Source organism: Gottfriedia luciferensis (assembly GCF_002156865.1).
Lineage (GTDB): Bacteria > Bacillota > Bacilli > Bacillales > Bacillaceae_G > Gottfriedia > Gottfriedia luciferensis.
Map to the genome: position 1 here is coordinate 338927 of NZ_NCTA01000001.1, position 26073 is coordinate 364999.

Sequence of the window (26073 nt, forward strand, 5' to 3'; positions counted from 1 at the left end):
AATTCAGAGGTCTAAGACAATTACTTTTTAAATACAAAAAATCCCTACTGAATAAACAGTAGGGACGAAATATTTCGCGGTACCACCCTAGTTGTGAACAAAAAATGTTCACCACCTTCATTTCGATAACGGCCAAATTTTAACCGTTTCTATTTTCATTAACAAAATAGAAATTGCTCCAAGAATGTAATTCAGCATAGCTTATGTACTGACTCGCAGCGTCCGTCAGCTCTCTAAAACAGGGAAGGTATGCCTACTGTGCCCTTTTCATCGCAATCGATATTAAATTGTCAAAAGATTCATTAAAAAAGTTATTAATGAGGATTATAAAGCACCTTTAAATAGGCTGTCAATGCATTTTTTTTCTAGAATATGTGATGATTTTAAAAAAGATACATCATCATTAGATTGGTAGCGCTTACTATTTTCAACATTTTTTTTACACAACCTACATTTTTTTTATGGTACAGACACACAGAAATTGTTTGGAACATAAACATATAAATAACAACTTACCTTACCTTCCTTAGGAGTGATTATATGCCTGGTTTATTTACCGCTTTAAGTCTTTTCTTAAAAGAAGTGTTTGTGTTTGTTTCGTACGTTAAAAATAATGCATTCCCTCAACCTCTTTCACAAGCTGAAGAAACGCTCTATTTAAATCGAATGGCAAATGGAGATGGAGAAGCACGAAACTTATTAATTGAGCACAACTTGCGTCTCGTTGCTCATATTGTTAAAAAATTTGAAAATACCGGTGAAGATGCAGAAGATTTAATTTCAATTGGTACAATTGGATTAATTAAAGCAATTGAAAGCTTCGTTCAAGGGAAAGGAACGAAATTAGCCACTTATGCCGCAAGATGTATTGAAAATGAAATACTAATGCATTTACGAGCTTTAAAGAAAACAAAAAAAGATGTCTCCCTTCATGATCCCATTGGGCAGGACAAAGAAGGGAATGAAATTTCACTTTTGGATATCTTAAAAACAGAAACTGAAGACGTAGTTGATCAAATTCAACTTAATATGGAGTTAGAAAAAATAAAACAATATATCAAAATTCTAGACGATCGTGAAAAAGATGTTATCATTCAACGATTTGGAATTGATATGGATAAAGAGCTAACGCAACGAGAAATTGCTAAGAAATTAGGAATCTCAAGAAGCTATGTTTCAAGAATCGAAAAAAGAGCTTTAATGAAAATGTATCACGAATTTTTAAGAGCTGAAAAAGATAAGAAAAAAGATAAAAAATAACCACTGAACTTGAATTTAATCTCCAATTGTTAGTTGAATCTAACAATTGGAGGAAATTCAATATCCAGTGGTTTTATGCTTGTTCTTCGTTTTGAAGTTTATGTTTAAAATAATTAGATGTCAGAAAAAACCCTAGTGACACAATTAGCATACCAAAAACAATACTTTCTACAGTCAAAATTTTATTTTGGGTCAAACCGTCCTTAGGAAGGAGAGTCCCGATATAGAAAAAAGTAGCTAATGCAGTTGTTATTGCTCCAAATGTTTTATAATCATTTACTTTCGCTTGCAGCTTTTTTAAATTCAAATTATCGCACCTTCCTCTCATGATGTCCTAATAACTTTAACATACTTTATTCATGAAAAGTGAAGGTAATTTAAGGCAGGAAATGCAGAGATTAGGAAGAGCAAGAAAAACAAAAAAAGCAGGATTTTATTTCCTGCTCTTAGCCTAGTACTTATTCCCCAGATTCTAGTCCTGCCTTTATATATTCGATCGTTCGTTTAGTTTCCTGATCTTCGTTCCAAAATGGTGTATTTTCTAAAACAACTGAAGATATCACTAGACCAATTACTGTTGAAATAATAAGTCTCAGCACTGTTGGAATTGGGAGTTCTTTTATTTGTCCTTTATCTATAAACGATTGTAAAACAGTAGCAACTTTAGGGTACATTTTATCTTTGAAAAGTCTTTTTAGTTCTTCTTGCATCTCTTCTTGGAATGGTATTTCTTGTATGATTATTTTAACAACTTCTTTATTCTTCTTTGCGAAGTCCATGCGATTTTTAATAAGAGCATATAGAAAATCCTCAAATGTTTCGTGTTCTAAATGAAATACAGCTTTTGAAAAACGATCCATTTCAAACGGTGCAATTGTTTTTACTAAAGTTGGCTTAATAATGCTTTTTAATAAATCTTTTTTTGTTTTAAAGTAACGAAAAATAGTACCTTCAGCGACATTCGCTTTTTTTGCAATTTCATTAGTTGATGTACTAAAAAATCCTTTTTCTGCAAAAATTTCAATCGCTGCTTCTAAAATTTTTATTTCTTTTTCATTCATTTCCTGTAATTTTTCTTCTGAAAAAAACTCTTCTAAATTAATTGGTAACACTCCTTAAATTGAACGCTGCTTCTTTAGAGCAAATATATTTAAAGTTATAAAACATAGTGAAAATCCAAGTAGAATCAGTAATTGTAATCCAACGTCCATAAGTGATTGGCCTTTTATCATAATACCTCTTAGAGCCTCAGCACCATATGTTAGTGGTAAAATCCCTCCAATAATTTTAAACCAATTCGGTAAAAATGTTGTTGAGAATATACCTGAAAAAAGTATTTGTGGTACAGCAATAACTGGAATAAATTGAACAACTTGAAATTCGTTATTTGCATATGCAGATAATAACATGCCAAGTGTTAGAGCTGTAAGTGATAAAAGAATATTAACAACACAAACCTCCCAAGCACTTCCTACATTATACATATCTAACACACTAATTGAAAAGACGGTAATAATGATTGATTGGATTAAGGCAAAGAATCCAAAACCTAAAATATAGCCAAATACGATTTCCCATCTTTTGACTGGTGTAACGAGTAATCTTTCTAATGTAGTTGTTAAACGTTCGCGTACGAATGATATGCCAGATAAGATGAATACAAATAAAAAAGAGAAAAATCCAATAAAAATCGGTCCTATTGAATCAAAGGATTCCATATTTTTACTACCGTAAATTGGGTCCATTACGATTTTAATATTAGCTGGGGTGATTGCCTTCGTTGCATCTTGAATTGCATTTACTACTGCTGTCGTTCTTGCTTTATCAGTACCTTCAAACTGTATGACTATTTCTCCTGATTTAAATAAGACAGCACCATCGAGTTCCTTGTTTTTCAACTTGTTTTTAACTTCTGATGGTTTTACATTTTCTATTTTTGCATAATCCTTAATAGCATGCTCAAAAGCCGGTGGTGTGTCAATTAATGCCAACTTTGGTTTCGTATCGTCTTGTTTTAAAATATAAGAAAATAAGAACAGTAATACAACAGGTGCAACGAAAATCATTGCTAGAGATCGTCTATCTTTTAAAAATTGTTTTATGATTCGTTTAGAAATTGCAAAGACTCTCATGAACTCACCTCATTATCAAAATATAGGTCTTCTATCTTGCCAGTTTGTGAACGAGAAATTAGATTTTCTGTTGTGTCCAAGGCAATTAATTCTCCCTCTCGAATCAAACCTATTCGCTCACATTTTTCAGCTTCCTCCATGATATGAGTAGTAATAATAATCGTTGTCCCTTGTTTTTTCATATCAGTAAATTGATTCCAAATTTGTTTTCTAAGAACAGGATCAATACCAACTGTCGGTTCATCAAGAATCAATAAAGTCGGTTTATGAAGAATTGCAATTGCTAAAGAAAGTCTTTTTTTCATTCCTCCTGAATATTGATTAACATGTTTACTTAATGCATCTTCTAAACCAACAATTTCAGCTACCTCTTGAATTCGATCCTTTAGTTCTTTTCCTTTTAAGTTATATAAGGCACCAAAGAAACTTAAATTATCTGCACCTGTCAAATCGGTATATAATGCATCGGACTGACCCATATATCCAATTGAGGATAGGACCGTGAAATTAGGCATTTCTTTTTCGTAGACTAATACTTCACCTTTTGAACTTTTATCAATACCAGCGATTAATTTAATTAAAGTCGTTTTCCCCGAACCTGAAGGGCCTAATATACCAAATATCTCCCCTTCACTGATATTCATAGAAATATTATTGAGTACTGATTTTTTCCCGAAATAACGATCAACATTTTGGATTTGAACAACATTGCTCATAGTAATCCTCCGTTTCAATTATACTTACTTCAATTAACTCTAACAATGAGTGAGTACTCACTTTATATATTTATAGTATGACAATCGTAAGAAAAGGTCAATAAAAAAGTGAGTACTCACTCAATATATATTTATATAAAAAAGATAGATTCCATCTCTAATTAATTTTAGAATACGAAATAAAAAAAGCAAACGGCTCAAATCCGTTTGCTCTTTCTCTTATATCTTTCAAAAACATGTCTAGAGATTAGTTCTTATATGTCACCTAATAATTTTTTTAGATCGTCACCCATTCTTACCCAACCGAATTTCGCACCATTAAATGCTTGATCTTCTTTTTCGAATCCTGAGTGATCAAGGTGTAAGAATGTAGTTCCATTCTCATGCTTCAAAGTCCATGTAACTGTGGTGTTAATCCCACCACCTACCCAAGTGTAAGATAACTTATTCGGTTCTTCCACTTCAAGAACTTCGCAATCAAGGATTAAATTATACTGCTCTAAACGAAATTGGAATTTGTGTCCGACAACAGGTTTAATATCATTAGGCATTACCCATTTTGCAAGTGTTTCAGCATCAGTCAAAGCATGCCAAACTTTCTCAATCGGTTTATTAAAACTAAAATCTTGTGATACGGTTAAATTCATTATTTATTCCTCCTCTAATAGATTGTTTAAAAGATATATTCTTTCATTCCAGAATTTCTTGTAAAATGATACCCAATCCTCAATTTCCCTAAGCGGGGCAGCATTCAGTCGAAAACGTGTTTCTCTGCCAACTTTTCTGCTGATTACGAGACCTGCATCTTTTAGGATTGCCAAATGTTTTGAAACGGCCGTTCGCCCCATTTCAAAATGTACGGTCAACTCATTGAGCGGCAATTCTTCCACGTCCGCCAACAATTGAAGTAATTTACGTCTTGTCGGATCAGCAATGGCTTCATAAACATCTCTTTCTTGATTTTTCTCGTTCAAAATCACCCTCTCCTTTTAAATTGGAACACCATTTGGTGGTTAATAACATCATATGCAATACGACACCATTTGGTGTCTTAATTATATGACACCAAATGGTGTCCAGTCAAATTATATTTTTATCATTTTTTCATTTGTTTTATTCATCTAAATATTATCTAAAATAGATAATTTCATATGAATGATTCGAAAAATAAAAATAGCACACCAATTAATTTTTAATAAGTGTGCTAATGCTTATTTTATTTTTATTATAATGCTTTAATCATTTCTTCAACCATTAGAGTTGAATTCACCGCTGCTGTATGAATGAATTGGTCAAATGATATATTTGATTCTTTTCCAGCGATATCTGATAATGCACGTGTTACAACAAAAGGTACTTTGAACGCATAACAAACTTGAGCGATTGCTGCTGCTTCCATTTCTACAGCATAAAGATCACCGAATTTTTCTCTTACGAATGCAACTCTAGCAGGATCATTCATAAATGAATCACCAGTTACGATTAAGCCTTCAACAACTTGAATACCATTTATTTTTTCTGCGCATTTTTTGGCGATTGAATTTAATTTCTCATCAGAAGGAAACGCTGCTGGCATTCCTGGAACTTGACCATATTCATAATTAAATGCTGTTACATCAACATCGTGATGACGCACTTCCGTTGAGATGACTACATCCCCAACATTTAAATCTGTATGTAGGCCACCTGCCGAACCTGTGTTAATAACAACATCTGGTTGATATTTTTCTAAAAGAATTGCTGTAGCCATAGCAGCATTAACTTTACCAATTCCTGATTTTAATAAAATTACTTCTTTACCTTCATATGTACCAATATTATATTCTGAACCTGCTACTTCTTCTTTTTTCAGATTATCTAATTTATCACGTAATACATGAACTTCTTCTTCCATTGCTCCAATAATAGCGATTTTCATTCTATAGTTCCCTACTTTCTATCAAACTTTAATCATTTTAACATAAAGGACAGGATCAGGGAAAGGCAGGGGATAGGCATTAAATACTTTAAAACCTGTTTCCTGCCATTCCTGCCTTGCCTCTCTTCCTGCCCTTAATATTTCAATTCTTTTACTTGTTGGACTAAAATAGGAAGCCAGCCTTCTTTATCTACCCAGTGTAAAAAAACAACATATTTGTAGCTTAAATCAGTTGTAGCAACATATACTTTTACACTTTGATTATCATAGCTTTGACCAAGATGCCATACCGTGAAATCTTTTTTTGTTAATGAAATAGCATTTGAGACGGCTTCTTCCATTTCAAAAAAGTCTTGAGATTGAAAGTTAAACTGTACGATATGTGGTTCACTTTGCCTGGTTACATTCGGTTTCCATTCTTTCACTGTTGATTCAATAATATTTTCATCGTTTATTGAGTCTTTAATAATCTCATTTACTTTTTCACGATAATTTACTTGATAGGCATTCGGTACATCTGTCATTTGTTTTGGACCTTCAGCCTCGATCGTGTGCTCAGGTTTTGCAGCGTTTGCAACTTTTGGCTCCATTTTATGTTGGTTAATGATTGGCATAGTAATTTTTATACATAAATAGATGATTCCAAAAAGGAGTGGAATAAATAGTAATCGGAAAAAATAATTTCCTCTTTGCATACGTCTTAATTTACGGACCCTTCCATTTGTCTCGATTGATGCCATTGACAAAATCCCCCAAAAACAACTAATTTTCCCTATTTTATCATAGAGTTAATTAATTCAAAATAGGCTATTTTGTGTGTGTCTTATCTAAACTATAAATAGATTTTACTAAATTTGTAACTGTATCAGACGTTGATGTGACTTCATTATTTACGTTTAAACTTACAACAGCGAAAGCATATCTTGGCTGCTCATAAGGAAAATAACCAGCAAACCATTTATTTTGTTCGACAATTTTCCCGTCTACTACTTTTGTTTCCGCTGTTCCACTTTTTCCAGCTAGAGTATATGGTAAACGATCATATCGCTTTCCAGTTCCTTTTGCATCTGTTACTACGCCACGAAGTAACTCTCTTAATTGTTGCATTGAATCAGGTGTTAGATAATCATCGTATAGTGTCTGGTCTGGAAATTTAAACATTTCTGTACCATTTTTATATAACACAGAATCGACAACTTTTACTTGCATTGGACTACCACCTCTTGCAATTGTAGCCATCATATTTGCAACAGCTAATGGACTAACCTTCACATCCTGTTGCCCTATCGATGTATTTAATAATTTATCGCTCAAATAATTACCTACGAAATAGGTTGGTTTCCCTTCATTTTGAAATTGACTAAAACTAGCTTCATGATAAACTGAACCGGTCCAACCTACAGGTCCATCTAACCCTAGCTTTTTGGCATATGTTTCAAACATATCTTTATTTTTTAAAGTTAAACTCTTACCTAATTGCCCGAATGTGTAATTACAACTTTCATAGAAACTTTGTTGAAATGTTAAATTACCTTTTCGCTTTTTGGCATCGTCTTCATATTTACCAACTAAGTTTTTATTACAATTAAACTGTTGGTTTTTCTGAAGTATCCCTTGATCAATAGCTGCAGCTGCTACTACAGTTTTAAATACTGAGCCTGGTGTACTTGCTAGTAATGCATAGTTAGTTGCAGAATTATCATTTTTTGAGAATAGCGTTTGGAAATTCATATTAGGGCGACTAACCATTGCTAAAAGTTTATTTGTCTTCACATCAATTAGGACAGCTGCACCTTTTTGTAGCTTAGCTTGATCTACAGCCTGTTCTACTATTTGCTGTAAATCTTTATCTAATGTCGTTGACAATGAAACCGGATAAAATGGGTTACTAGGTTTCGCGTACTTTACTTCATTTCCAAACATTGGCTTTCCTAGATTATCAACATGAAGCATTAAATTAGAAGTACCATCAGACTTTAAGAAATCCTCAAATTGAGCCTCTAAGCCGATAACCCCAAATTCCTTAGGTTTAAAATCTCGATCACTTTCAAATTGCTTTTCATACTGCTCTTTATTTTCTCTAGCAATTCCTATTAAATGTTCTGCTAATTGTTTGTCGTCTTTATCTTGAGATAACATCGAAATCAATCCAGATACATGTAAATTATTTATTTGATCAATTTTTTCAGAAGTTAATGGTGTTTTTATCCCCTCTAAAGTAAAAGGTTCCTTCTTACCAATAAACTGGTATTTAATCGTTGCAACCGGCACACCTGTAATTGATGATAATTTTTCAATTGGCCAATCAATACTTTTTAAAAAAGGAAACAGTATGACTTTCGGCGTGTATGCAGCACTTAATAACTTACCATTCCGGTCCAGTATTTTTCCGCGACCATTGTCAATCCGAAATTGAAATGTTCTTTGTGCAACACTTCGTTCAATTAAATTAACTTTCTGTGGACCAAAATTTTTCTGATGTAGTACTCCAATATCTAAACATCTGTATAAGATTAAGGAAAATAATAACGAAAATATTGTCAATATGGCTTTTATCCGTCTATGCATATAAAAAAACACCTCATCTACAGTGTAGACGGGGTGTTCTTTTTTCAAACTATTAAATTGTTAAACAAATCAAATTATTTAACAGCAATAATTCTTACTTGCATATCTCCACCTGGAGTACTAACAGTTACTTCTTCTCCAACTGTTTTTCCTAAAAGACTTTTTGCGATCGGTGAGTCATTTGAAATTTTCCCTTCAAATGGATCAGCTTCAGCACTACCTACAATTGTATAAGTCTCTTCATCACCAGCAGGTAATTCTAAGAAAGTTACTGATTTACCTAAAGTTACAGTATCTGATGCTTCGTTACTTTCTGTAATAATTTCAGCATTACGAATCATATTTTCTAAAGTTGTAATACGACCCTCAACAAATGCTTGCTCATCTTTTGCAGCATCGTATTCAGAGTTCTCTGAAAGGTCACCGAAGCTACGAGCAATTTTAATACGCTCTACAACTTCAGCACGCTTAACTGTTTTTAAGTTTTCTAATTCTTGTTCTAATTTTTCTTTCCCAGCTAAAGTCATAGGGAATTTTTTTTCGTTAGCCATTTTGTACACTCCTTTTAGTATCCACCGTTTCTTTATGTAGAATTTCTAAATTACTGTTTATACACAATTTAATTGTACAAACAGTGTATGAGAATAAACAATGAATCATTCAAGTTTTGAAAACGCATTCTTTTATATAGAAAGATGAAGAAGTAACTGCTTCTCCATCTTTCCAATTATATTTATTAAGAATTAATTCTCATATGAACGTATTATAATACACTTACTCTTTCAAGTATAGTCTGAATTTTTGTAGCCATTAAATCAATCGCAACAAAGTTTTGACCACCTTCTGGGATAATAATATCAGCGAACTTCTTAGATGGTTCACAAAATTGATTATGCATTGGACGTACAACATTTACATATTGTTCTACAACAGAATCAACTGTTCTACCACGTTCTTTGATATCTCTTTGTATTCTTCGAAGAATTCGTAAGTCAGCATCCGTATCTACGAAAATTTTAATATCCATTAAATCACGTAATCGCTCATCTTCTAATACTAAAATACCTTCTAAAATAATTACTTCTTTTGGTTCTACAGGGATTGTTTCTGAAGATCTTGTATGAATTGTATAATCATATACAGGTTTTTCGATTGCTTTGTATTGCAATAAATCATTAATATGCTCTATAAACAAATCATTATCAAATGCTAATGGATGATCATAATTCGTTTTTAATCTTTCCTCCATTGGCAAATGAGCTTGATCTCTATAGTAAGAATCTTGTTGAATCAGTAAAATTGAATGACCCTTAAATTGATCATAAATTGCCTTTGTTACAGAAGTTTTACCAGAGCCAGTCCCTCCAGCAATTCCAATTACAATGGGCTTATTCCCCATACTTCAATCCCTCTTTCTTATCAAACTAACTTTTTTCTCATCATGTTATAAGGATATACCTTTTGATCTACTTTAATCTTTACAATCTCTAATGGATGTCTTGCCGCATCTACTTCTGTTCCTTCTTCATTAACAATTACACCAACTGTTTGTTTGAAGTTTTCAATCTCAGGTCCAAAGAACTCAATCTGGTCACCTGGTTTGAAGTAGTTACGCTGTTGAATTGTTGCGATTCCTGTTTGCTCATCATAGTCTAATACAAGACCAGCAAAATCATACGTTGTTTTTTTGCTATGATTTCCATACATTTGCTCTTTCATTCCTGGGAAGCCTTCAAAGAATGAAGAAGCTGTATCACGATTAGCACATTTATCTAACTCTTCTACCCATTCCTCTTTAAATTCAAAGTTATCTGGATCTGCACAATATGCATCAATAATTTTGCGATAAACAGATACTACCGTTGCAACGTAGTGAATTGACTTCATTCGACCTTCAATTTTTAGACTATCTACACCCATTTCAATAAACTTTGGAATTGAACGTAATAAATTTAAATCTTTAGGGCTCATTGCAAATGGAGCATCTTCTTCTTCAAATAATGCATTTTCTAATGCATCTGGATTTTGAGATTCAGTTTGAACTAAATCATAATCCCAACGACATGATTGACAGCATCCACCACGGTTTGAATCACGTGCAGTCATATGATTACTCAAAGTACAACGACCTGAGTAAGCAATGCACATAGCTCCATGTATAAATGTTTCAATTTCTACGTCTACTTTTTCTTTAATCTCTTTAATTTCTTCATAGCTTGTCTCACGTGCTAATACTAGTCGGTGTAAGCCTTCTTCCTTCCAGTATTGAGCAGCACGGTAATTTGAAAGTGATTGTTGTGTACTTAAGTGTACTTCTAATTTTGGAGCAGCTTCTTTACAAGTTTCAATAATATAAGGGTCAGCAACGATAATACCTGTTACGCCAGCTGCTTCAATCCCTTGTAAATACTCAACTAAACCGTCCATGTTTTCATTGTGAGCAAAAATATTAGTTGTTACATAAATTTTCGCGTTAAATTTATTTGCAAATTCTACTCCTTCAGCCATTTCTTCTAAAGAGAAGTTATCTGCATTGGAACGTAAACCGAACTCTCTACCACCAATAAATACAGCATCTGCACCATATCTTACTGCAATTTTTAATTTCTCTAAATTACCAGCTGGTGCTAAAAGTTCAGGTTTTTTCACGATTACACGTTTGCCGTCAACTATTTTATCTAATTGTCCAATTGCCATCATTTTTCCTCCTCTTAAATTCAGGATTGAGGATCAAGGTTCTAGGAAATGAGCTTTTTAATGGCTCCTCCTAATCTCTGTCCTATCTCTCCTGCTCTACCTGCTCTACCTGCTTTTCCTAATCTTCCTGCTCTTCCTGCCCTTAATATACCGTTTCCTTAAAGAAGAATCCTGTATCCAGTGGTCTGTTTACTGGTTGGATTGCTTCGATTTTATCGTAAAGTTCATCTTTGATTTCTTCGTAAGCTTCACGGTCTTCTACACAAAGGTCAATAGCTTGTCTGTATAGTTTTGTTACTTCAATGATATATTCTGAAGATTTTAAGACACCGTCAATTTTGAATGAATCGATTCCTGCGTCAACTAATTCTTCTAATTCATTAATAATACAAATATCATTTGGGCTCATAATATGAGTTCCGTTTTGATCCTCAAAAATTGGATATTTGTTATTACGTTCATGGTCAACTAAGAACATATTTTCTTCATATTTCTTTTGTTGAACGATTTCTAAATTCTTCCCTTGGTATTCAAAATAGTTACCTACAAGAGATCGTTTTGATTGGAACATACAAGTCATTCCATGAACTTGTACTTCGATTTCTACGTTCGAGTTTTCTTTAATTTCATTAACAGCTTCAAAGCTTAGTTCTCTAGCTAGGACTGCACGTTTAGATCCTCGTTTACCCCAGTAATTACAAGTAAACCAGTTTGTAGCTGTTGTTTCTGTGTTCCAATGTAATAGCATATTTGGGGCTACTTTACGTACTGACATAAGAACTGCAGGGTCACCGAAAACAATAGCATCTACATTTGCATCTCTTAAAAATGCAATGTAATCTTCTATTTCATCAAGAATCTCGTTATGATACACACCGTTCATAGCAACATAAACTTTTACATTTTTTTTATGTGCAATTTCTACTGCTTCTTTTACAGCTTCACGATTAAATTCGCCAGCTAAGCGCAATCCAAAACGTTGTTCACCAATCATAATTGCATCTGCACCAGCATCAGCTAATTTATCTATATCATTTAGGTTTGTTGGCGTAACTAATAATTCAGGCTTACTCATTATTAACTCCCCTTTTCTTACTAATAGCAACTCCATCACCAATCGGTATAATTGTCGAATCATACTTAGGGTGATTCATTAACCATTCATTGTAATTTTGAATCTTTTTTATTAATGCTCGCTTGCGACGATCATCAACAATATCTGCACTTTCAGCAACTTGACCTTTAAATAAAACATTATCCGAAATAATTACCCCTCTATCTGATAATAAAGGTTCATATAATTCAAAGAATCGTTTGTATTGGCCTTTTGCTGCATCGATAAAAATAACATCAAATTGACTGTTCTCAGGCAACTTATCTTTTAAAAGTAAGGCATCTCCTTCTAAAAGTAGAATTCGATCACTGTAATCACTACGTTCAATAAACTCTTTCGCTTGACGAATTCTCTCAGCATTTCGCTCCATTGTAACAATCTTCACATTTGGAAACTCTTTTGCCATTCGTATACTGGAATAGCCTATTGCACTTCCAATCTCAAGAATCGAAGTTGGCTGTATTAAATAAAGTAATCCAAGCATAAACTCCATGCCTGCTTTATCCATTATAGGAACATGATGCTCGAGTGCATATGTTTCCATTTCTTCTATAAAAGGTTCTCTATGTTTATAAAAATTCGCCAAATATTGACGAACTAAAACGTCATTCATTGCTTATAAAGCCTCCAATAGAAATACAACCTTGTATAAAAAACAAGGTGTAAGTAAAATTTCCTGTATCTGATATTTTTTAGACCCGTAATATTCTAACATAAAAAAAAGACCCTTGGCTAGTACCAAGAATTGTTACAAGATTTTCACTAATTACAGATTTTCAAAATTCCTCAGTGAACTTTTATACTCAACTGAGGAATTTAATGATTTTTGGAAGGTAGAACACTCGACGTGGTTGCCAATTTTATGAATAACCGATTAGCGCTGCAACGCCTCTTCCTTCGCCTATAAGGCTCGCCAATGGACGAGTTTTTTATACCTTCAAGTATTTCCAACTTCTTATTTTATATGCTTTTCTTTTTCAGTATTGTGCTGTTCTAATGTTTTTGTAAAGATTACTTTACCTGTTTTATCAGCTAAGAAATATAAATAATCTGATTTAGCAGGCTCAAGAGCAGCTATTATACTATCAACACCAGCACTTGCAATTGGTCCAACAGGTAATCCTTTAATATAATAAGTATTATAAGGCGATTTAACTTTTAAATCCTTATATAATACTCGTTCTTTATGTTTTCCTAATGCATAAAGGACTGTAGGATCGGTTTGTAAAGGCATTCCGATTTTAAGTCGATTATAAAATACACTTGAAATCAACTTTCGATCTGTTGTACCTGTAGCTTCTTCTTCTATTAACGAGGCCATCGTTAACGTTTGATGAGGAGTTAGCTTTAAATTACTCATTTCTTCTTTATACTGGTCCAAAACTTTAACAGTCTCATTTAACATTGGTGTAATAATTTGCTCTAAACTTGGTGTAAAATCCCCATACATATAAGTCGAAGGATATAAGTAGCCCTCTAATGGATAGCGAATGCCAGGTTTAAACATTTCATTCGTTAATAATTGAGGAAACTTTTTTTGTAGCCCCTGGATAAATGTTTTATCATTCATCTGTTTTAATACAGTTGCTTCATCTAAATTAAATTCTTTTGCAATAATCGCTGCTATTTCTTTTATTTGAGTTCCTTCAGGGATCATTACGTCCTTAACAGCTACTTGATATTTACCTCCTACTTGTAGGTGGTTTACAATCGTTACAACTCCTTGAGTTTCACTAAAATGATAGTTCCCTGATTTTAGACTAGCGTTATTATGCAACTTCACATAAAGTTTAAAAATTGATGTATTTTTAATTAAGTTTTTCTCTTTAAATATGGATGCTATATCATCAACTGAGCTTCCTACAGGTATCGTTACTAATTTAATTTGTTTGTTTGATGAATTTACGGGCTTTAACATAGATTTGTACGATACAAAAACTGCTCCAACTACTACAGCTAAAGCAATCAAAAGGTAGATAAAAATACGCATCCCTCTGCCTTTTTTATTTGAGTTCTTGAAGCCACTCTTATCAAAATCAGTAAAGTTCAAATTACCAACCTCCTTTTCCACGTAATAGTATACTACAAATATGTGGACAATCGGCAAATTTCTACATAAAAAATGCTAAACACTATTATTTAGCGTTTAGCATCTTATAAAGTCGATCGTCTTATTCGCCTTCTTCTTCGTCAAAGAATGTATTTAATACTTCTTCAACCATTTCCCATTCTTCATCAGATTCGATTGGATATAATTCTCCATCTTCTCCGTCTTCTGCAGGAATAAAGCTAGAAGCATGATAGATTGGATCTCCATCTTCGTCAAACTCTTGTCCTACTGGGCTGTAAATTACATATGATTTACCATAATCATCTGATTCAAAAGTCATGATAATATTGCAAAGAATCTCATTACCTTCTTCATCAATGATTGTAATTTGTCTGTCTTCACCGTGTTCCATTTATTTCACCTCAATTAATTTAATTCTTTTATGTATAAGTATAAAAGTGAATAGTGGATGAGCCAATTGTGGTCATGTACTATTACAGCATGTACCCAAAATTGGCCAAACTCCACTTTTCTTATATCACTTTATACTATCTAAGTAATTTTGTAAAATAACTACTGCCGCCATTTTGTCGATGACTTGTTTTCTTTTCTTACGACTAACATCAGCAGAAATTAATAATCTTTCAGCTGCCATAGTCGAAAGTCTTTCATCCCATAGTATAACCGGAAGATTGAATTCTTCTTCAATCATTTTTGCAAAACGCTTGCAAGCTTCACCGCGTTCGCCGATACTTCCGTTCATATTTTTAGGTAAACCTACTATAATTTTGTCAATTTCATAGCTGTCGATGATTTCTTTTAGTCGGTCTAGTCCAAATTTTTGGCGTTCTTCATTAATTCTAACTGTCTCAATTCCTTGAGCCGTCCAACCAAATGCATCACTTACAGCTACGCCGATTGTTTTTGTTCCTACATCTAGCCCAAGTGCTCTCATTAATTATTCTCCACGATGTTGTTGTAAGTAAGATTTTACTAATTCCTCAATGATTTCATCACGCTCAAGTTTTTTCATCATACTTCTAGCGTCATTATGACGAGGAATGTAAGCAGGATCACCTGATAATAAGTATCCTACTATTTGATTAATTGGATTGTAGCCTTTTTCTTGCAACGCGTCATGAACCTTTAACAATACTTCATTAACTCGTATATCTTGACCTTCATCTTGCAAACTAAACTTCATCGTTTTATCAAATGAATCCATACAAAGCACCCCACTTATCCGTATATTTTTAGCTAATTTCATTCTACCACTTTTATTTCGCTGTTACGAATTAACTAAAAATATTTATATCTGTTATTGTACACGATTTTTGTTTTATTTTGAAATCGTGTTCATCCATTTTTCAACAAAAGCTACAGCTTCATCTAATTTTGAAGGATCTTTACCACCAGCTTGAGCCATATCTGGACGGCCTCCGCCTCCTCCGCCACAAATTGAAGCAGCTTCTTTTATTAGATTTCCTGCATGGTAACCTTGACCTACTAGATCTTTTGTAACACCAGCAATTAAGTTTACTTTCCCTTCATTAGCTGATCCAAGTAAAACAACAACAGATCCAATTTTATTTTTTAGGTCATCAACCATCGTACGAAGGCTGTTCATATCTGCTCCATTTACTTTAGCAGCAATGAATTTTACTCCATTTACTTCTTTTACATTATTACTAATATTTCCTGCTTCAATGTTACTTAATTTTGAAGAAAGTGATTCATTTTCTTTTTGTGCTTGTTTTAAATCTGATTGTAAGATTTCAATTCGAGCAACAACGTCTTTAGGATTAGATTTTAGTAAGCTAGCAGCATCTTTAAGTTGCCCTATTTGTTCTTGCATATATTCATAAGCTGCTTTACCAGTAACTGCTTCAATACGTCTTGTACCTGCTCCAATTCCTGTTTCAGAAATAATTTTAAATGTGCCAATCGATGCAGTGTTATCGACGTGACATCCACCACATAGCTCAAGACTATAATCACCAACTTGAACAACTCTTACTACATCTCCGTATTTTTCACCGAATAATGCCATAGCTCCCATTGCTTTTGCTTCAGCAATCGCTTTTTCTGAGATTTGTACCGGAATACTTTCCCAAATTTTTTCGTTTACTATTTTCTCGATTGTTTCTAACTCATCTGCAGTTACTTGACCGAAATGAGAGAAGTCAAAACGAAGACGTTCTTGGTTTACTAACGAACCTGCTTGGTTTACATGAGTTCCCAAAGTATCTTTTAATGCTTGATGTAATAAGTGTGTAGCAGTATGGTTTTTTACAATACTTGAACGGTTTGCTTTATTAATAGTTGATGTTACTTTATCTCCAACAGATAATGCACCTTCTACAACCTTCACGCGGTGTAAATTTTGTCCGTTTGGAGCTTTCTGAACATCAAGTACTTCAACTTTCAGACCTGAAGCAATTAATAATCCGCGGTCTGCAATTTGGCCCCCACTTTCAGCATAGAAAGGAGTTACATCAAGTATTAAATGAGCTTCTTCACCATTAGCCACATCTTCAACTTTTTCTCCGTCCTTAACTAATGCAAGTACAGTCGATTCTACAGATCCTTCACTATATCCAACGAATGTAGATGCTTCTTTAATTTCACGAAGTGCTTCACTTTGAACTTGCATTGAATCAACATCTTGACGAGCAGAACGAGCACGCTCACGTTGTTTTTCCATTTCAACTTCGAAGCCATCATGGTCAACTGTTAAGCCTTCTTCTTCTGCATATTCTTCTGTTAATTCAATTGGGAATCCATAAGTATCATATAAACGGAAAACGTCTTCACCTTTAATGACTGTGCTTCCCTTTGCTTTTGCATCCTTCATAACAGTTGTAAGAAGTGTTAATCCTTCATGTAATGTTTCGTGGAAACGCTCTTCCTCATTTTTAATTACTTTTTGAATGAAAGGAATTTTCTCTTTTACATTTGGATAATAGCTTTCCATAATTTCTGCTACTACAGGTACTAGTTCAAACATAAACGGACGTTCAACACCTAGCTTTTTAGCAAAACGGACAGCTCGACGGATTAAACGACGTAAAACATATCCACGGCCTTCATTCGAAGGAAGTGCACCATCTGCAACCGCAAATGAAACAGTACGAATATGGTCAGCAATTACTTTAAAAGCTGTGTCCTTATCTAAATCACCATTACGATATTTTTCACCAGAGATTGTTTCAACTACATTAATAATCGGCATAAATAAATCCGTGTCAAAGTTTGTATCTACCTCTTGTAGTACACTTGCCATACGCTCTAAGCCCATTCCAGTATCAATGTTTTTGCTCGGTAGCTCAGGATACTCTTTACGGTCTAAACCTTCTTTTGAGTTGAATTGAGAGAATACAATATTCCAAATTTCTAAATAGCGATCATTTTCTAGATCTTCTTTTAATAATTTAATACCAATGTTTTCAGGATCGTATTTTGTTCCACGATCATAGAAAATTTCTGTACAAGGTCCACATGGTCCTTCACCAATTTCCCAGAAGTTACCTTCTAAAAGAATAATATGTTCAGGATCTAAACCTAATTGAATCCATAAATCATACGTTGCTTTATCTTCAGGATAAACTGTTACATATAGTTTTTCTTTTTCAAAGCCAAACCATTCAGGTGATGTTAATAATTCCCATCCCCATGTTACAGCTTCTTCACGGAAATAATCTCCAATTGAGAAGTTACCTAACATTTCGAAAAACGTATGGTGACGAGCGGTTTTACCAACATTCTCGATATCATTTGTACGGATCGATTTTTGTGAATTTGTTATTCTTGGATTTTCTGGAATCACACGACCATCAAAATATTTTTTTAAAGTCGCAACACCACTATTAATCCATAATAATGTTGGATCATCTATTGGAACTAAAGAAGCACTTGGTTCAATAGAATGACCTTTTTCTTTAAAGAAGTCTAAGTACATTTGGCGAATTTGAGCAGCAGTTAGCTTTTTCATTTATTTAACCTCCATTGATTAATTAATTATTTCATAAAATGTTTTGAAAACAAAAAAATCCCGTCCCTAAAACAGGGACGAGATGTACTCGCGATACCACCCTGATTATGAATAGAAAGCATTTTGCTTAGGCATTAATTGCCTCAAAGTCTATTCATCACCTCAAGAGACCGTAACGTGGTCAGACGTCAGTGATTAGCTGCATTCAGGAGTAGCTTTTCTGTCACCCTTCATTAAAGTTTCTTTCAGCCTAGGAAACTTCTCTCTTTAACAAATGATTAAATGGACTGTGACATACTTTTTCCTTCAAAATTTTGCAAATATTATTGTATGAAAAAATAGTATCATTGTAAAAATTGAAAGTCAAGTTGAGAGATGTTCTTTTCTGTTATTGAAATAACGAATAACTGAGATGATCACAACTAGAACAGGAACTGCTATTAACAATCCGATAAAACCGGCTATTTCACCTGCTACTAAAAGCGAAAACATTATGATAACTGGATGGGTATGAATCGACTTTCCAATGATCAAAGGAGATAGTACATTCCCCTCTATTAATTGCAAAACAATTAAAATAAAACCGACACGAATTAATAAACTTGTTCCTTCTGAAGCTGCTAGAAACAAAGTAGGTAAAGCTCCTATTATTGGTCCAAAATAAGGAATAATATCAGTAATCCCTATAATAACACCTAACACTAGGGCATATTTCATTCGAACGATCCATAAAAAAATTGTTGCTAAAACGAAAAGTAAAAAACAAACGAGTATTTGACCTCGAATATATTTACCAAATGTATTATCCAATTCTTTCGCTAACCCTTTTGTTTCATCCCGCCATTTAAAAGGAATGATTTTCCAAAACATATTCGTTAATACTTTATAGTCTTTTAAAAAGTAAAATACGATAAAAGGAATGATAAAGATTGAAATGATATTATTTACTAGTTTTTTCATCCATTCCCCAGACCGATTAATTAATGATAATACAGATTTCTCAGCTCCATTTATCATTAAGTCAATCCGATTATGCAAAAAAATTGGCATTCTTGAAGTTTTCCGGTCAATTTTAGTTAAAAAATTATCATATAATGCCGTCACCTTAGGGAAAGATTTTAAAATATCTTCCCATTGTTGTTTAAAAATAGGGAATAGCAAATATAACCCTAAAGCAATTCCTCCAAAAAATAATAAATAAATTAATAAAATTGCATACACTCGCTTTAGCCCTTTTTTATGAATGTATTCAATTGCTGGGTGTAATAAATATGCAATAACTAATCCAATTAAAAATGGAACCGTCGATTTTATAACACCGATAATAATATGTAAGTAAACCGGTTTTAAATAATAAAATACGATTCCAACTAATCCAATTAACAAGATTAAACATAAACGATAAATCCACTTTAATTTTAATCCGTCCATAAAAAAACCTCCATACTGGTAATAGTATGGAGATTTCTAACTAAATTATGTGAGGTGTGAAAAATTTTGCAAAATCTTCACGCTTTACAACGTTTAATACACAATTAACACCAGTTTCATTTTCAATAATGGCAAGCTCTTTTGGAAACTCGTTCTCAACCCCTATAGTGAAATAAGGTAATTTTTCCTGTGCACGTATCGATCTAGCGTTTGATGCTTTTGCACCTGCGAATACATAATCCATAGCCAACTCATTAAAAGCTATTTTTAGAATTTCAATTTTAGAAGCTTCATTATAGCCTTTTCCCCAAAAAGGAACGCCAATCCAAGTCCCGATATGACAAATCCTATCTCCTCGATCAAGATGTTTTAAACACGTAATTCCAACTACTTCATCTTGCTCATTCAAAATTATTCGATTAACTACCTTACACTCTATTTCCTGTTGCACAATATAATTAATAAATCCAATCGTATCCTCAATACGATCCACTTTAATACCCAAAACATCTTTTACACCTGGATCAGATGATAACTTAAAAACCTGTTCTGCGTATTTTAAATCATTTTTAACAAGTTTGACTCTTACTCCCATCTTTACCATCTCATTTCCATCTTTTTAAATAATAGTAAAGAGGTTAAACTATAATTTCAACACTTTTTCAAATATTGCAAAACTTAAACCCTTAATAACTAAAAAACACATGCCCTTTGTTCATTTCCACTACATAATGCATGCTTAGGAGCAGGAACAAGGAAATGCAGGATCAAGGGGAAAGTGAAAAGAAAAGATATTAAAAGACTTTAGAGTATTTTAGTGAGTTCCTATATTTAATATATTCCCTATCTGCTTTTCCTGCTTTTCCTGCTTTTCCTGTTTTTCCCTGCCTTTAACATAGGAGTCGAGCATCCTTCCGTTCCAATAAACTTCTTGTTCAATAAAAGTATTCATAAAAAAACGATTTAAATATTCTTTGCTTAGAACAAATGATTAATCAGTTTAAACAACGAATTCCAAAAAGCATTGTCTTTTAAGATTTGAATTCATTTTCTGAAAATTAGTATTTAATAGTTTAAACTTATAAAAAGATGATCTAAGTAATGATTTGAGTTTGACGAAGTTATAAATATTGCTCAAAACATATTATTAGAACATCAAAAAATACTAACTTTATCATCAATAAAGTTCTTTATATTGACGGTATATATTTCAACACTCTGACACGAAGTAACGAAGAAAGCGAGCGTTTAGCGGGCAATCTAAAAGCACATGCCCTTTGGACATGTGCTTTTAAGTACCTTTTAAAGCATTCTTTTTAATGACTTTCTCATACGCTTCATATTTTTTGGAGAAAGCCATTTGTTATCGTACATTAATTTCATTGCAAGTGCACCTGCACCTAAACCTAAACCTAATAAAGAGCTTTTTCTAGCCATTAACAACCCACTCCTACATACTAAGTTTTCGATCCTCTTCGTCAAATAAATCATCTAACGAACTTAACGTACCATCTTCTTCGACTTGGTGAGTGTAAATCATCCCTTTATTAATTGTCAGTTCGATATAACATCCCCAGCAATAATATTGATTCACACCTATTTTCCCTAAGTCTTTGCTATGACAATTTGGACAAACCACAATGCTCGCTCCTTTAACCTAAAAAAGGCAATATTTCTATGCATTGTGACCAAATTTTCATAAAAATATACGTAAGTACAGGAATCGTCTTGCACTATGTATTATTAGTCAATTACATGAAATCATAAGGTGAAAGATTTGGTAATTCATCTGACAACTGAAAAGGTAAGTCATCATTAAATAGTACTTCCTCATTTTCGATTCCTTTTAACTTCATACATAAGGTTGTTTGTCTTTGTCCATCATCTGTACGACCAATACCTTGAATAAAGGCATCTTGTTCACCGCACATAATTAAAAACTTTTTACTTCTTGTCACTGCAGTATAAATTAAATTTCTTCGAAGCATTCGATAATAACTTTTTACAATTGGAAGCACAATAATATCAAATTCACTTCCTTGTGACTTATGGATTGAACAACAATAAGCAAGGGTTAATTGAGAAAAATCGGGTCTAGTGTAGGTTACTTCATTCCCATCGAATGATACGATAATGATGTCTTGTTGCTCTACATTTTCTTTTGCAAAAAATATATTAACAATCTCACCCATATCGCCGTTAAAAACATTATTTTCAGGAACGTTCACTAATTGAAGTACTTTATCACCTGTTCTGAAGGTTGTTTCTCCAAAATTCATTTCACGTTGCTTTTCTTTTTTCGGATTAAAGACTTCCTGCAAACCTTCATTTAATGCATCAATCCCCGCTGGACCACGATACATTGGAGCAAGTACTTGTATATCTCGTACTGGAAAACCCTTTTTATTCGCGTTTTCACATACTTTTTTGACTACTTCAACTACTTGTTGACTTGAGCAACCGATAAATGAACGATCCTTTCTTTGCTCAAATAAGTCCTCTGAAATTGTTCCATCTTTTATATAGTGAGCTAATGTTATGATAGACGAATCTTCGGATTGACGATAAATGTCTTTTAGTCTAACTGTTGGAACAGTACCAGAGTTTAATAAATCCTTTAAAACTTGACCTGGACCTACTGAAGGAAGCTGATCTTCATCTCCTACAAAAATAACTTGGCAACCTTCTGGTATACTCTTTAATAACTGATTTCCTAACCAAACATCGACCATTGAAAACTCATCAATGATAAGTAATTTTCCGTTTAACGGGTTTTCTTCATGATGACTAAACTCACCTTCTCTTGTCCAGCCAAGTAAACGATGAATTGTCACTGCTGGTAACCCTGTAGCTTCACTCATTCGTTTTGCTGCTCTACCTGTTGGTGCAGCCAGCAAATATGGAAATGGATCATCCTTTGGATATGCGTGTTGATCTAAAGACAAATCATGAATTGTTGAAAATAAATTAACGATTCCTTTAATTACAGTTGTTTTCCCTGTTCCCGGTCCACCCGTTAAAACCATCATAGGTGATTCCATCGCCTTTTTAATTGCATCAGCTTGAGAAGGAGCATACTTTACATTCATTTTGGCTTCTAATTCTTCTAGCTCTTTAGAAAATCTATTTTCTGTCATTTCTCCTAAATCAGGCGCATTACTTAACAATTTCTGAATAGCTTTTACAATACCTTTTTCAGCATAATAAAGTGCAGCTAAATAAATCCGGTCATCTTCAACTACTAATTTCCCATCTGCTACTAATCGGTTCATTTCCCGAGAAATGTCGACTGCTTCGACAAGCTCTTTATCCTGTTTCATTAGTAATTGTCTTGTTTCATCAATAAATTGATCTTGAGTAATGTAAACATGGCCATCTTGCATCGACAAATGCTCTAATATATAAATACAACCCGCACGAATTCGATCAGGATGATTCCCTGTAATTCCAATTGCCCGACCAATTTCATCTGCTCTTCCAAAGCCTATTCCAACAACATCCTCAATCAATTTAAATGGATTCGTTCGAATTACATCTAAAGTCGATTCATTGTAGGTTTTATAAATTTTTATCGATAAAGCCGTTCCAATACCATAGCTACTTAAGAAGCTCATTACTTTTTCAAGACCTTGGTGAGATAAGATTGTTTCGTAAATTTCTTTAGCTTTTGATTTTGCAAGTTGTGGAACACCATCTAAGCTATCTGGATTATCCAATATTTTATTGATTGCCGATCCACCTAAATGTTCAACAATTTTTTCAGCTGTTTTCTTACCGATTCCTTTAAATAAATCCGAGGATAAATACTGAATTACACCTTTTTTAGTAGAAGGAAGTTCTTTCTCAAACGATGCAATTTGAAATTGTTTACCATACCTTGGATGTTCTTTTACAATCCCTTTAAAAGTATAAGTCTCATCTTCATTCATTCTTGGAATATTTCCAGTTATGGTCATTTCTTGCTCACAATTCGATAAATTTGTATCGACTACTTTTACTTTGGCAACAGTATAAAAGTTTTCTGCATTATAAAAGATGATTGTTGTAACATGACCTTTAATATAAGGTGTCTCATCGACAAACAATTCCATTTCACTTTGTGTTTGCATTTTTCCACCTCCCGCACTTACTAATCAGTTTCTTACATTCATTCTTCTTCTTTATTTTCAATTACTTTTAAAGCATGCATTGCAAGCATATGATCATCTTGACTTTCAATCGCTTTATGAAAATGTTCTTTAGCAATGTTAACTTGATCATTAAACATTGCAATAATTCCTAAATTGTAATGTGCATCAGCGTGTTGATCATCTAACTCTAATACTTTTTCAAGATTACTTTTAGCTTCATCTAGCATCTCTAATTTAGCTAAACATAAACCGTATTGAAATAATGCATCGATATCCGAGTTATCTAATTCAATTGCACGTTGGAAAAACGGAAGTGCAAATCGATCTTCGCCATTATTTACACAACATAAACCAATCATGAAATGAACATCACTATCATTCATTCCAAGTTTCACACAATGTTGAAAATGTTTTTTTGCTAAATCAAATTTTCCATCTTCAAAATATACTGTTCCAACTGCATAATGTGCAGCTGCTAATTCTGGATCAATTTCTAAAGCCTTTTCAAAAAATCGGCAAGCTCGTTCTACATCTCCCATTGTTAGTAAAAGCTGCCCAAAATTAACATAGGCTAATGAATTCGTTGGATTTTCTTCAATTTCTTTTGTTAAATAATTAGCTGCTTCTTCTAAATTTCCTTCTTGTAGGGCTGCTACCCCAAGTTCAAAATGATTCATTTATTACACCTCTATGTATTTTCTTTAGCTCTTTAAATTTTGCTTTATTAAATTAAGTTTATCAACTCTCCGATAGTTCAGAAATAACCTAGATTTCACAAATAGAGAACGGCCTAAAGTTAAACCATATCATTAACACTATCACACCACAGAATACATTTCAAAGAAACGTTTTTTCAAATTTTCTCTTCATATACCTAATCATTTAATTCAAAAAATAAACCCCAACCATAATGGAAGGGGTAAGTAAGTTTATCTTAAATAAGTTAGTTCTTTACCATCAATAAAAGCACGATCGATTGTGCCTCCACCTAAACAATCAGTGCCATCATAAAATACAACAGCTTGTCCTGGAGTAATTGCACGTATTTTCTCATGACAAAGAATTCTAACAGATTGATCATCTAATATTTGAACAGTTACTTCATTATCTTCAGATCGATAACGGAATTTAGCAGTGCATGTAAATGAGCCTTCTTTTGGTTTCTCTGAAGTCCAGCTAATATCAGAAGCAAGCACTTCGTTACTATAAAGAAGTTCATTATGAAAACCTTGTTCAACTAGTAAAACATTATTTTCTAAATCTTTTCCTACTACGAACCAAGGGTCACCGTTTCCGCCAATTCCAAGACCGTGACGTTGACCAATTGTATAATACATAAGTCCGTCATGTTTCCCTTTAACTTCCCCGTTCATTGTTCTCATTTCACCTGGTTGAGCTGGTAAATAATTACTTAGGAATTCTTTAAAGTTACGTTCACCAATGAAGCAAATACCAGTACTGTCCTTTTTCTTAGCAGTTGCTAGATCCGCTTCTTCTGCAATTTTTCGTATTTCAGGCTTCAAATAGCCTCCAAGTGGAAACATTACTTTAGATAGTTGTTCTTGGCCAAGCTGATTTAAGAAATAAGTTTGGTCCTTATTACTATCAATTCCACGTAACATTTTATATTCACCGTCACGATACTCAACCCCAGCATAATGACCAGTTGCAACATAATCCGCTCCAAGTGTCATTGCATGTTCAAGAAAAGCTTTAAATTTGATTTCTTTATTACACATTACATCTGGATTTGGTGTTCTACCTTTTTTATACTCATCTAAAAAATAAGTAAACACTTTATCCCAATATTGTTTTTCAAAATTCACTGCATAATACGGAATACCGATTTGATTACATACTGCAATTACATCTTCATAATCTTCAGTTGCTGTACATACACCATTTTCATCTGTGTCATCCCAGTTTTTCATAAAAATTCCAATGACATCATATCCTTGTTGCTTTAACAAATATGCTGTTACAGATGAATCTACACCACCTGACATCCCTACTACTACGCGAGTGTCTTTTGGATCTTTTTTATTCATATTGTCACCCTCGCATTT

Annotated in this window: 27 protein-coding genes and 1 other annotated feature; of the genes, 1 reads left to right on the forward strand and 26 read right to left on the reverse strand. The window is 33.3% G+C overall.

The genetic code is table 11. From position 1 onward, the window contains the following. Positions 1-57: 57 nt before the first annotated feature. Positions 58-280, reverse strand: a binding site (T-box leader). Between the two features lie 260 nt (positions 281-540). Beyond that, positions 541-1260, forward strand: coding sequence for an RNA polymerase sporulation sigma factor SigK (gene sigK / locus B7R67_RS01680; RefSeq protein WP_088066957.1), 720 nt, complete (start codon positions 541-543; stop codon positions 1258-1260). Positions 1261-1333: 73 nt separating this feature from the next. Here sigK and B7R67_RS01685 read toward each other — a convergent pair whose 3' ends face one another. The 26 genes from B7R67_RS01685 to mnmA all read right to left on the reverse strand — a co-directional run bounded on the left by B7R67_RS01685 (position 1334) and on the right by mnmA (position 26055). Further along, positions 1334-1567: a YrhC family protein gene (locus B7R67_RS01685; protein ID WP_158094999.1), complete on the reverse strand. Its 234-nt coding sequence runs from the start codon at positions 1565-1567 to the stop codon at positions 1334-1336. Between the two features lie 151 nt (positions 1568-1718). Next, positions 1719-2372: a TetR/AcrR family transcriptional regulator gene (locus tag B7R67_RS01690; RefSeq protein ID WP_088066961.1), complete on the reverse strand. Its 654-nt coding sequence runs from the start codon at positions 2370-2372 to the stop codon at positions 1719-1721. A 3-nt stretch (positions 2373-2375) separates the two neighbouring features. Then, complete coding sequence (locus B7R67_RS01695) at positions 2376-3392, reverse strand: ABC transporter permease (protein WP_088066963.1); 1017 nt, start codon at positions 3390-3392, stop codon at positions 2376-2378. Beyond that, the gene (locus B7R67_RS01700; RefSeq protein WP_088066965.1) at positions 3389-4108 is read right to left on the reverse strand and encodes an ABC transporter ATP-binding protein; all 720 of its coding nucleotides are present in this window, start codon (positions 4106-4108) and stop codon (positions 3389-3391) included. The genes B7R67_RS01695 and B7R67_RS01700 overlap by 4 nt, the downstream gene beginning before the upstream one ends. 254 nt (positions 4109-4362) lie before the next feature. Further along, entirely contained in the window at positions 4363-4755 is a 393-nt protein-coding gene (locus B7R67_RS01705) for an SRPBCC family protein (protein ID WP_088066967.1), read from the reverse strand. Positions 4756-4758: 3 nt separating this feature from the next. Further along, positions 4759-5082 (reverse strand): ArsR/SmtB family transcription factor, encoded by a 324-nt coding sequence (locus B7R67_RS01710; protein ID WP_088066969.1) that lies wholly within the window; start codon positions 5080-5082, stop codon positions 4759-4761. Positions 5083-5333: 251 nt separating this feature from the next. Continuing rightward, on the reverse strand, positions 5334-6026 hold the full coding sequence (gene mtnN / locus B7R67_RS01715; RefSeq protein ID WP_088066970.1) for a 5'-methylthioadenosine/S-adenosylhomocysteine nucleosidase: 693 nt from the start codon (positions 6024-6026) through the stop codon (positions 5334-5336). A gap of 134 nt (positions 6027-6160) precedes the next feature. Further along, positions 6161-6766 (reverse strand): YrrS family protein, encoded by a 606-nt coding sequence (locus B7R67_RS01720; protein WP_088066972.1) that lies wholly within the window; start codon positions 6764-6766, stop codon positions 6161-6163. A gap of 67 nt (positions 6767-6833) precedes the next feature. Beyond that, positions 6834-8594 (reverse strand): peptidoglycan D,D-transpeptidase FtsI family protein, encoded by a 1761-nt coding sequence (locus B7R67_RS01725; protein ID WP_088066974.1) that lies wholly within the window; start codon positions 8592-8594, stop codon positions 6834-6836. A 74-nt stretch (positions 8595-8668) separates the two neighbouring features. After that, positions 8669-9145, reverse strand: coding sequence for a transcription elongation factor GreA (gene greA / locus B7R67_RS01730; RefSeq protein ID WP_088066976.1), 477 nt, complete (start codon positions 9143-9145; stop codon positions 8669-8671). Positions 9146-9357: 212 nt separating this feature from the next. After that, a complete protein-coding gene (gene udk / locus B7R67_RS01735) occupies positions 9358-9993 on the reverse strand; it encodes a uridine kinase (RefSeq protein WP_088066978.1) in 636 nt (211 codons plus the stop codon). A gap of 20 nt (positions 9994-10013) precedes the next feature. Continuing rightward, positions 10014-11291, reverse strand: a complete 1278-nt coding sequence (locus B7R67_RS01740; protein ID WP_088066980.1) for a peptidase U32 family protein — start codon at positions 11289-11291, stop codon at positions 10014-10016. 142 nt (positions 11292-11433) lie between these two features. Then, on the reverse strand, positions 11434-12366 hold the full coding sequence (locus B7R67_RS01745) for a peptidase U32 family protein (protein ID WP_088066982.1): 933 nt from the start codon (positions 12364-12366) through the stop codon (positions 11434-11436). Then, the gene (locus B7R67_RS01750; RefSeq protein ID WP_088066984.1) at positions 12359-13018 is read right to left on the reverse strand and encodes an O-methyltransferase; all 660 of its coding nucleotides are present in this window, start codon (positions 13016-13018) and stop codon (positions 12359-12361) included. The genes B7R67_RS01745 and B7R67_RS01750 overlap by 8 nt, the downstream gene beginning before the upstream one ends. A gap of 342 nt (positions 13019-13360) precedes the next feature. Further along, the gene (mltG, locus tag B7R67_RS01755; RefSeq protein WP_235822059.1) at positions 13361-14455 is read right to left on the reverse strand and encodes an endolytic transglycosylase MltG; all 1095 of its coding nucleotides are present in this window, start codon (positions 14453-14455) and stop codon (positions 13361-13363) included. A gap of 121 nt (positions 14456-14576) precedes the next feature. Next, positions 14577-14867, reverse strand: a complete 291-nt coding sequence (locus B7R67_RS01760) for a DUF1292 domain-containing protein (RefSeq protein WP_056472710.1) — start codon at positions 14865-14867, stop codon at positions 14577-14579. Between the two features lie 126 nt (positions 14868-14993). Then, positions 14994-15410 (reverse strand): Holliday junction resolvase RuvX, encoded by a 417-nt coding sequence (gene ruvX / locus B7R67_RS01765; protein ID WP_088066986.1) that lies wholly within the window; start codon positions 15408-15410, stop codon positions 14994-14996. A 3-nt stretch (positions 15411-15413) separates the two neighbouring features. After that, positions 15414-15680 carry an IreB family regulatory phosphoprotein gene (locus B7R67_RS01770; protein ID WP_056472706.1) on the reverse strand — a complete coding sequence of 89 codons (267 nt, stop codon included), beginning with the start codon at positions 15678-15680 and terminating at the stop codon, positions 15414-15416. Between the two features lie 114 nt (positions 15681-15794). Beyond that, complete coding sequence (gene alaS / locus B7R67_RS01775; RefSeq protein WP_088066988.1) at positions 15795-18446, reverse strand: alanine--tRNA ligase; 2652 nt, start codon at positions 18444-18446, stop codon at positions 15795-15797. A gap of 363 nt (positions 18447-18809) precedes the next feature. Then, on the reverse strand, positions 18810-19877 hold the full coding sequence (locus tag B7R67_RS01780) for an AI-2E family transporter (RefSeq protein ID WP_088066990.1): 1068 nt from the start codon (positions 19875-19877) through the stop codon (positions 18810-18812). Between the two features lie 40 nt (positions 19878-19917). Next, the gene (locus B7R67_RS01785; protein ID WP_407920362.1) at positions 19918-20481 is read right to left on the reverse strand and encodes a GNAT family N-acetyltransferase; all 564 of its coding nucleotides are present in this window, start codon (positions 20479-20481) and stop codon (positions 19918-19920) included. A 698-nt stretch (positions 20482-21179) separates the two neighbouring features. After that, positions 21180-21314 carry a DUF3918 family protein gene (locus tag B7R67_RS01790; RefSeq protein ID WP_158095000.1) on the reverse strand — a complete coding sequence of 45 codons (135 nt, stop codon included), beginning with the start codon at positions 21312-21314 and terminating at the stop codon, positions 21180-21182. 13 nt (positions 21315-21327) lie between these two features. Continuing rightward, positions 21328-21519 (reverse strand): hypothetical protein, encoded by a 192-nt coding sequence (locus tag B7R67_RS01795; protein WP_088066995.1) that lies wholly within the window; start codon positions 21517-21519, stop codon positions 21328-21330. A gap of 109 nt (positions 21520-21628) precedes the next feature. Further along, positions 21629-23986, reverse strand: a complete 2358-nt coding sequence (gene recD2, locus B7R67_RS01800) for an SF1B family DNA helicase RecD2 (RefSeq protein WP_088066997.1) — start codon at positions 23984-23986, stop codon at positions 21629-21631. Positions 23987-24024: 38 nt separating this feature from the next. Further along, positions 24025-24684, reverse strand: a complete 660-nt coding sequence (locus B7R67_RS01805; protein WP_088066999.1) for a tetratricopeptide repeat protein — start codon at positions 24682-24684, stop codon at positions 24025-24027. A 252-nt stretch (positions 24685-24936) separates the two neighbouring features. Next, positions 24937-26055 carry a tRNA 2-thiouridine(34) synthase MnmA gene (gene mnmA, locus B7R67_RS01810; protein WP_088067003.1) on the reverse strand — a complete coding sequence of 373 codons (1119 nt, stop codon included), beginning with the start codon at positions 26053-26055 and terminating at the stop codon, positions 24937-24939. Positions 26056-26073 lie beyond the last annotated feature (18 nt).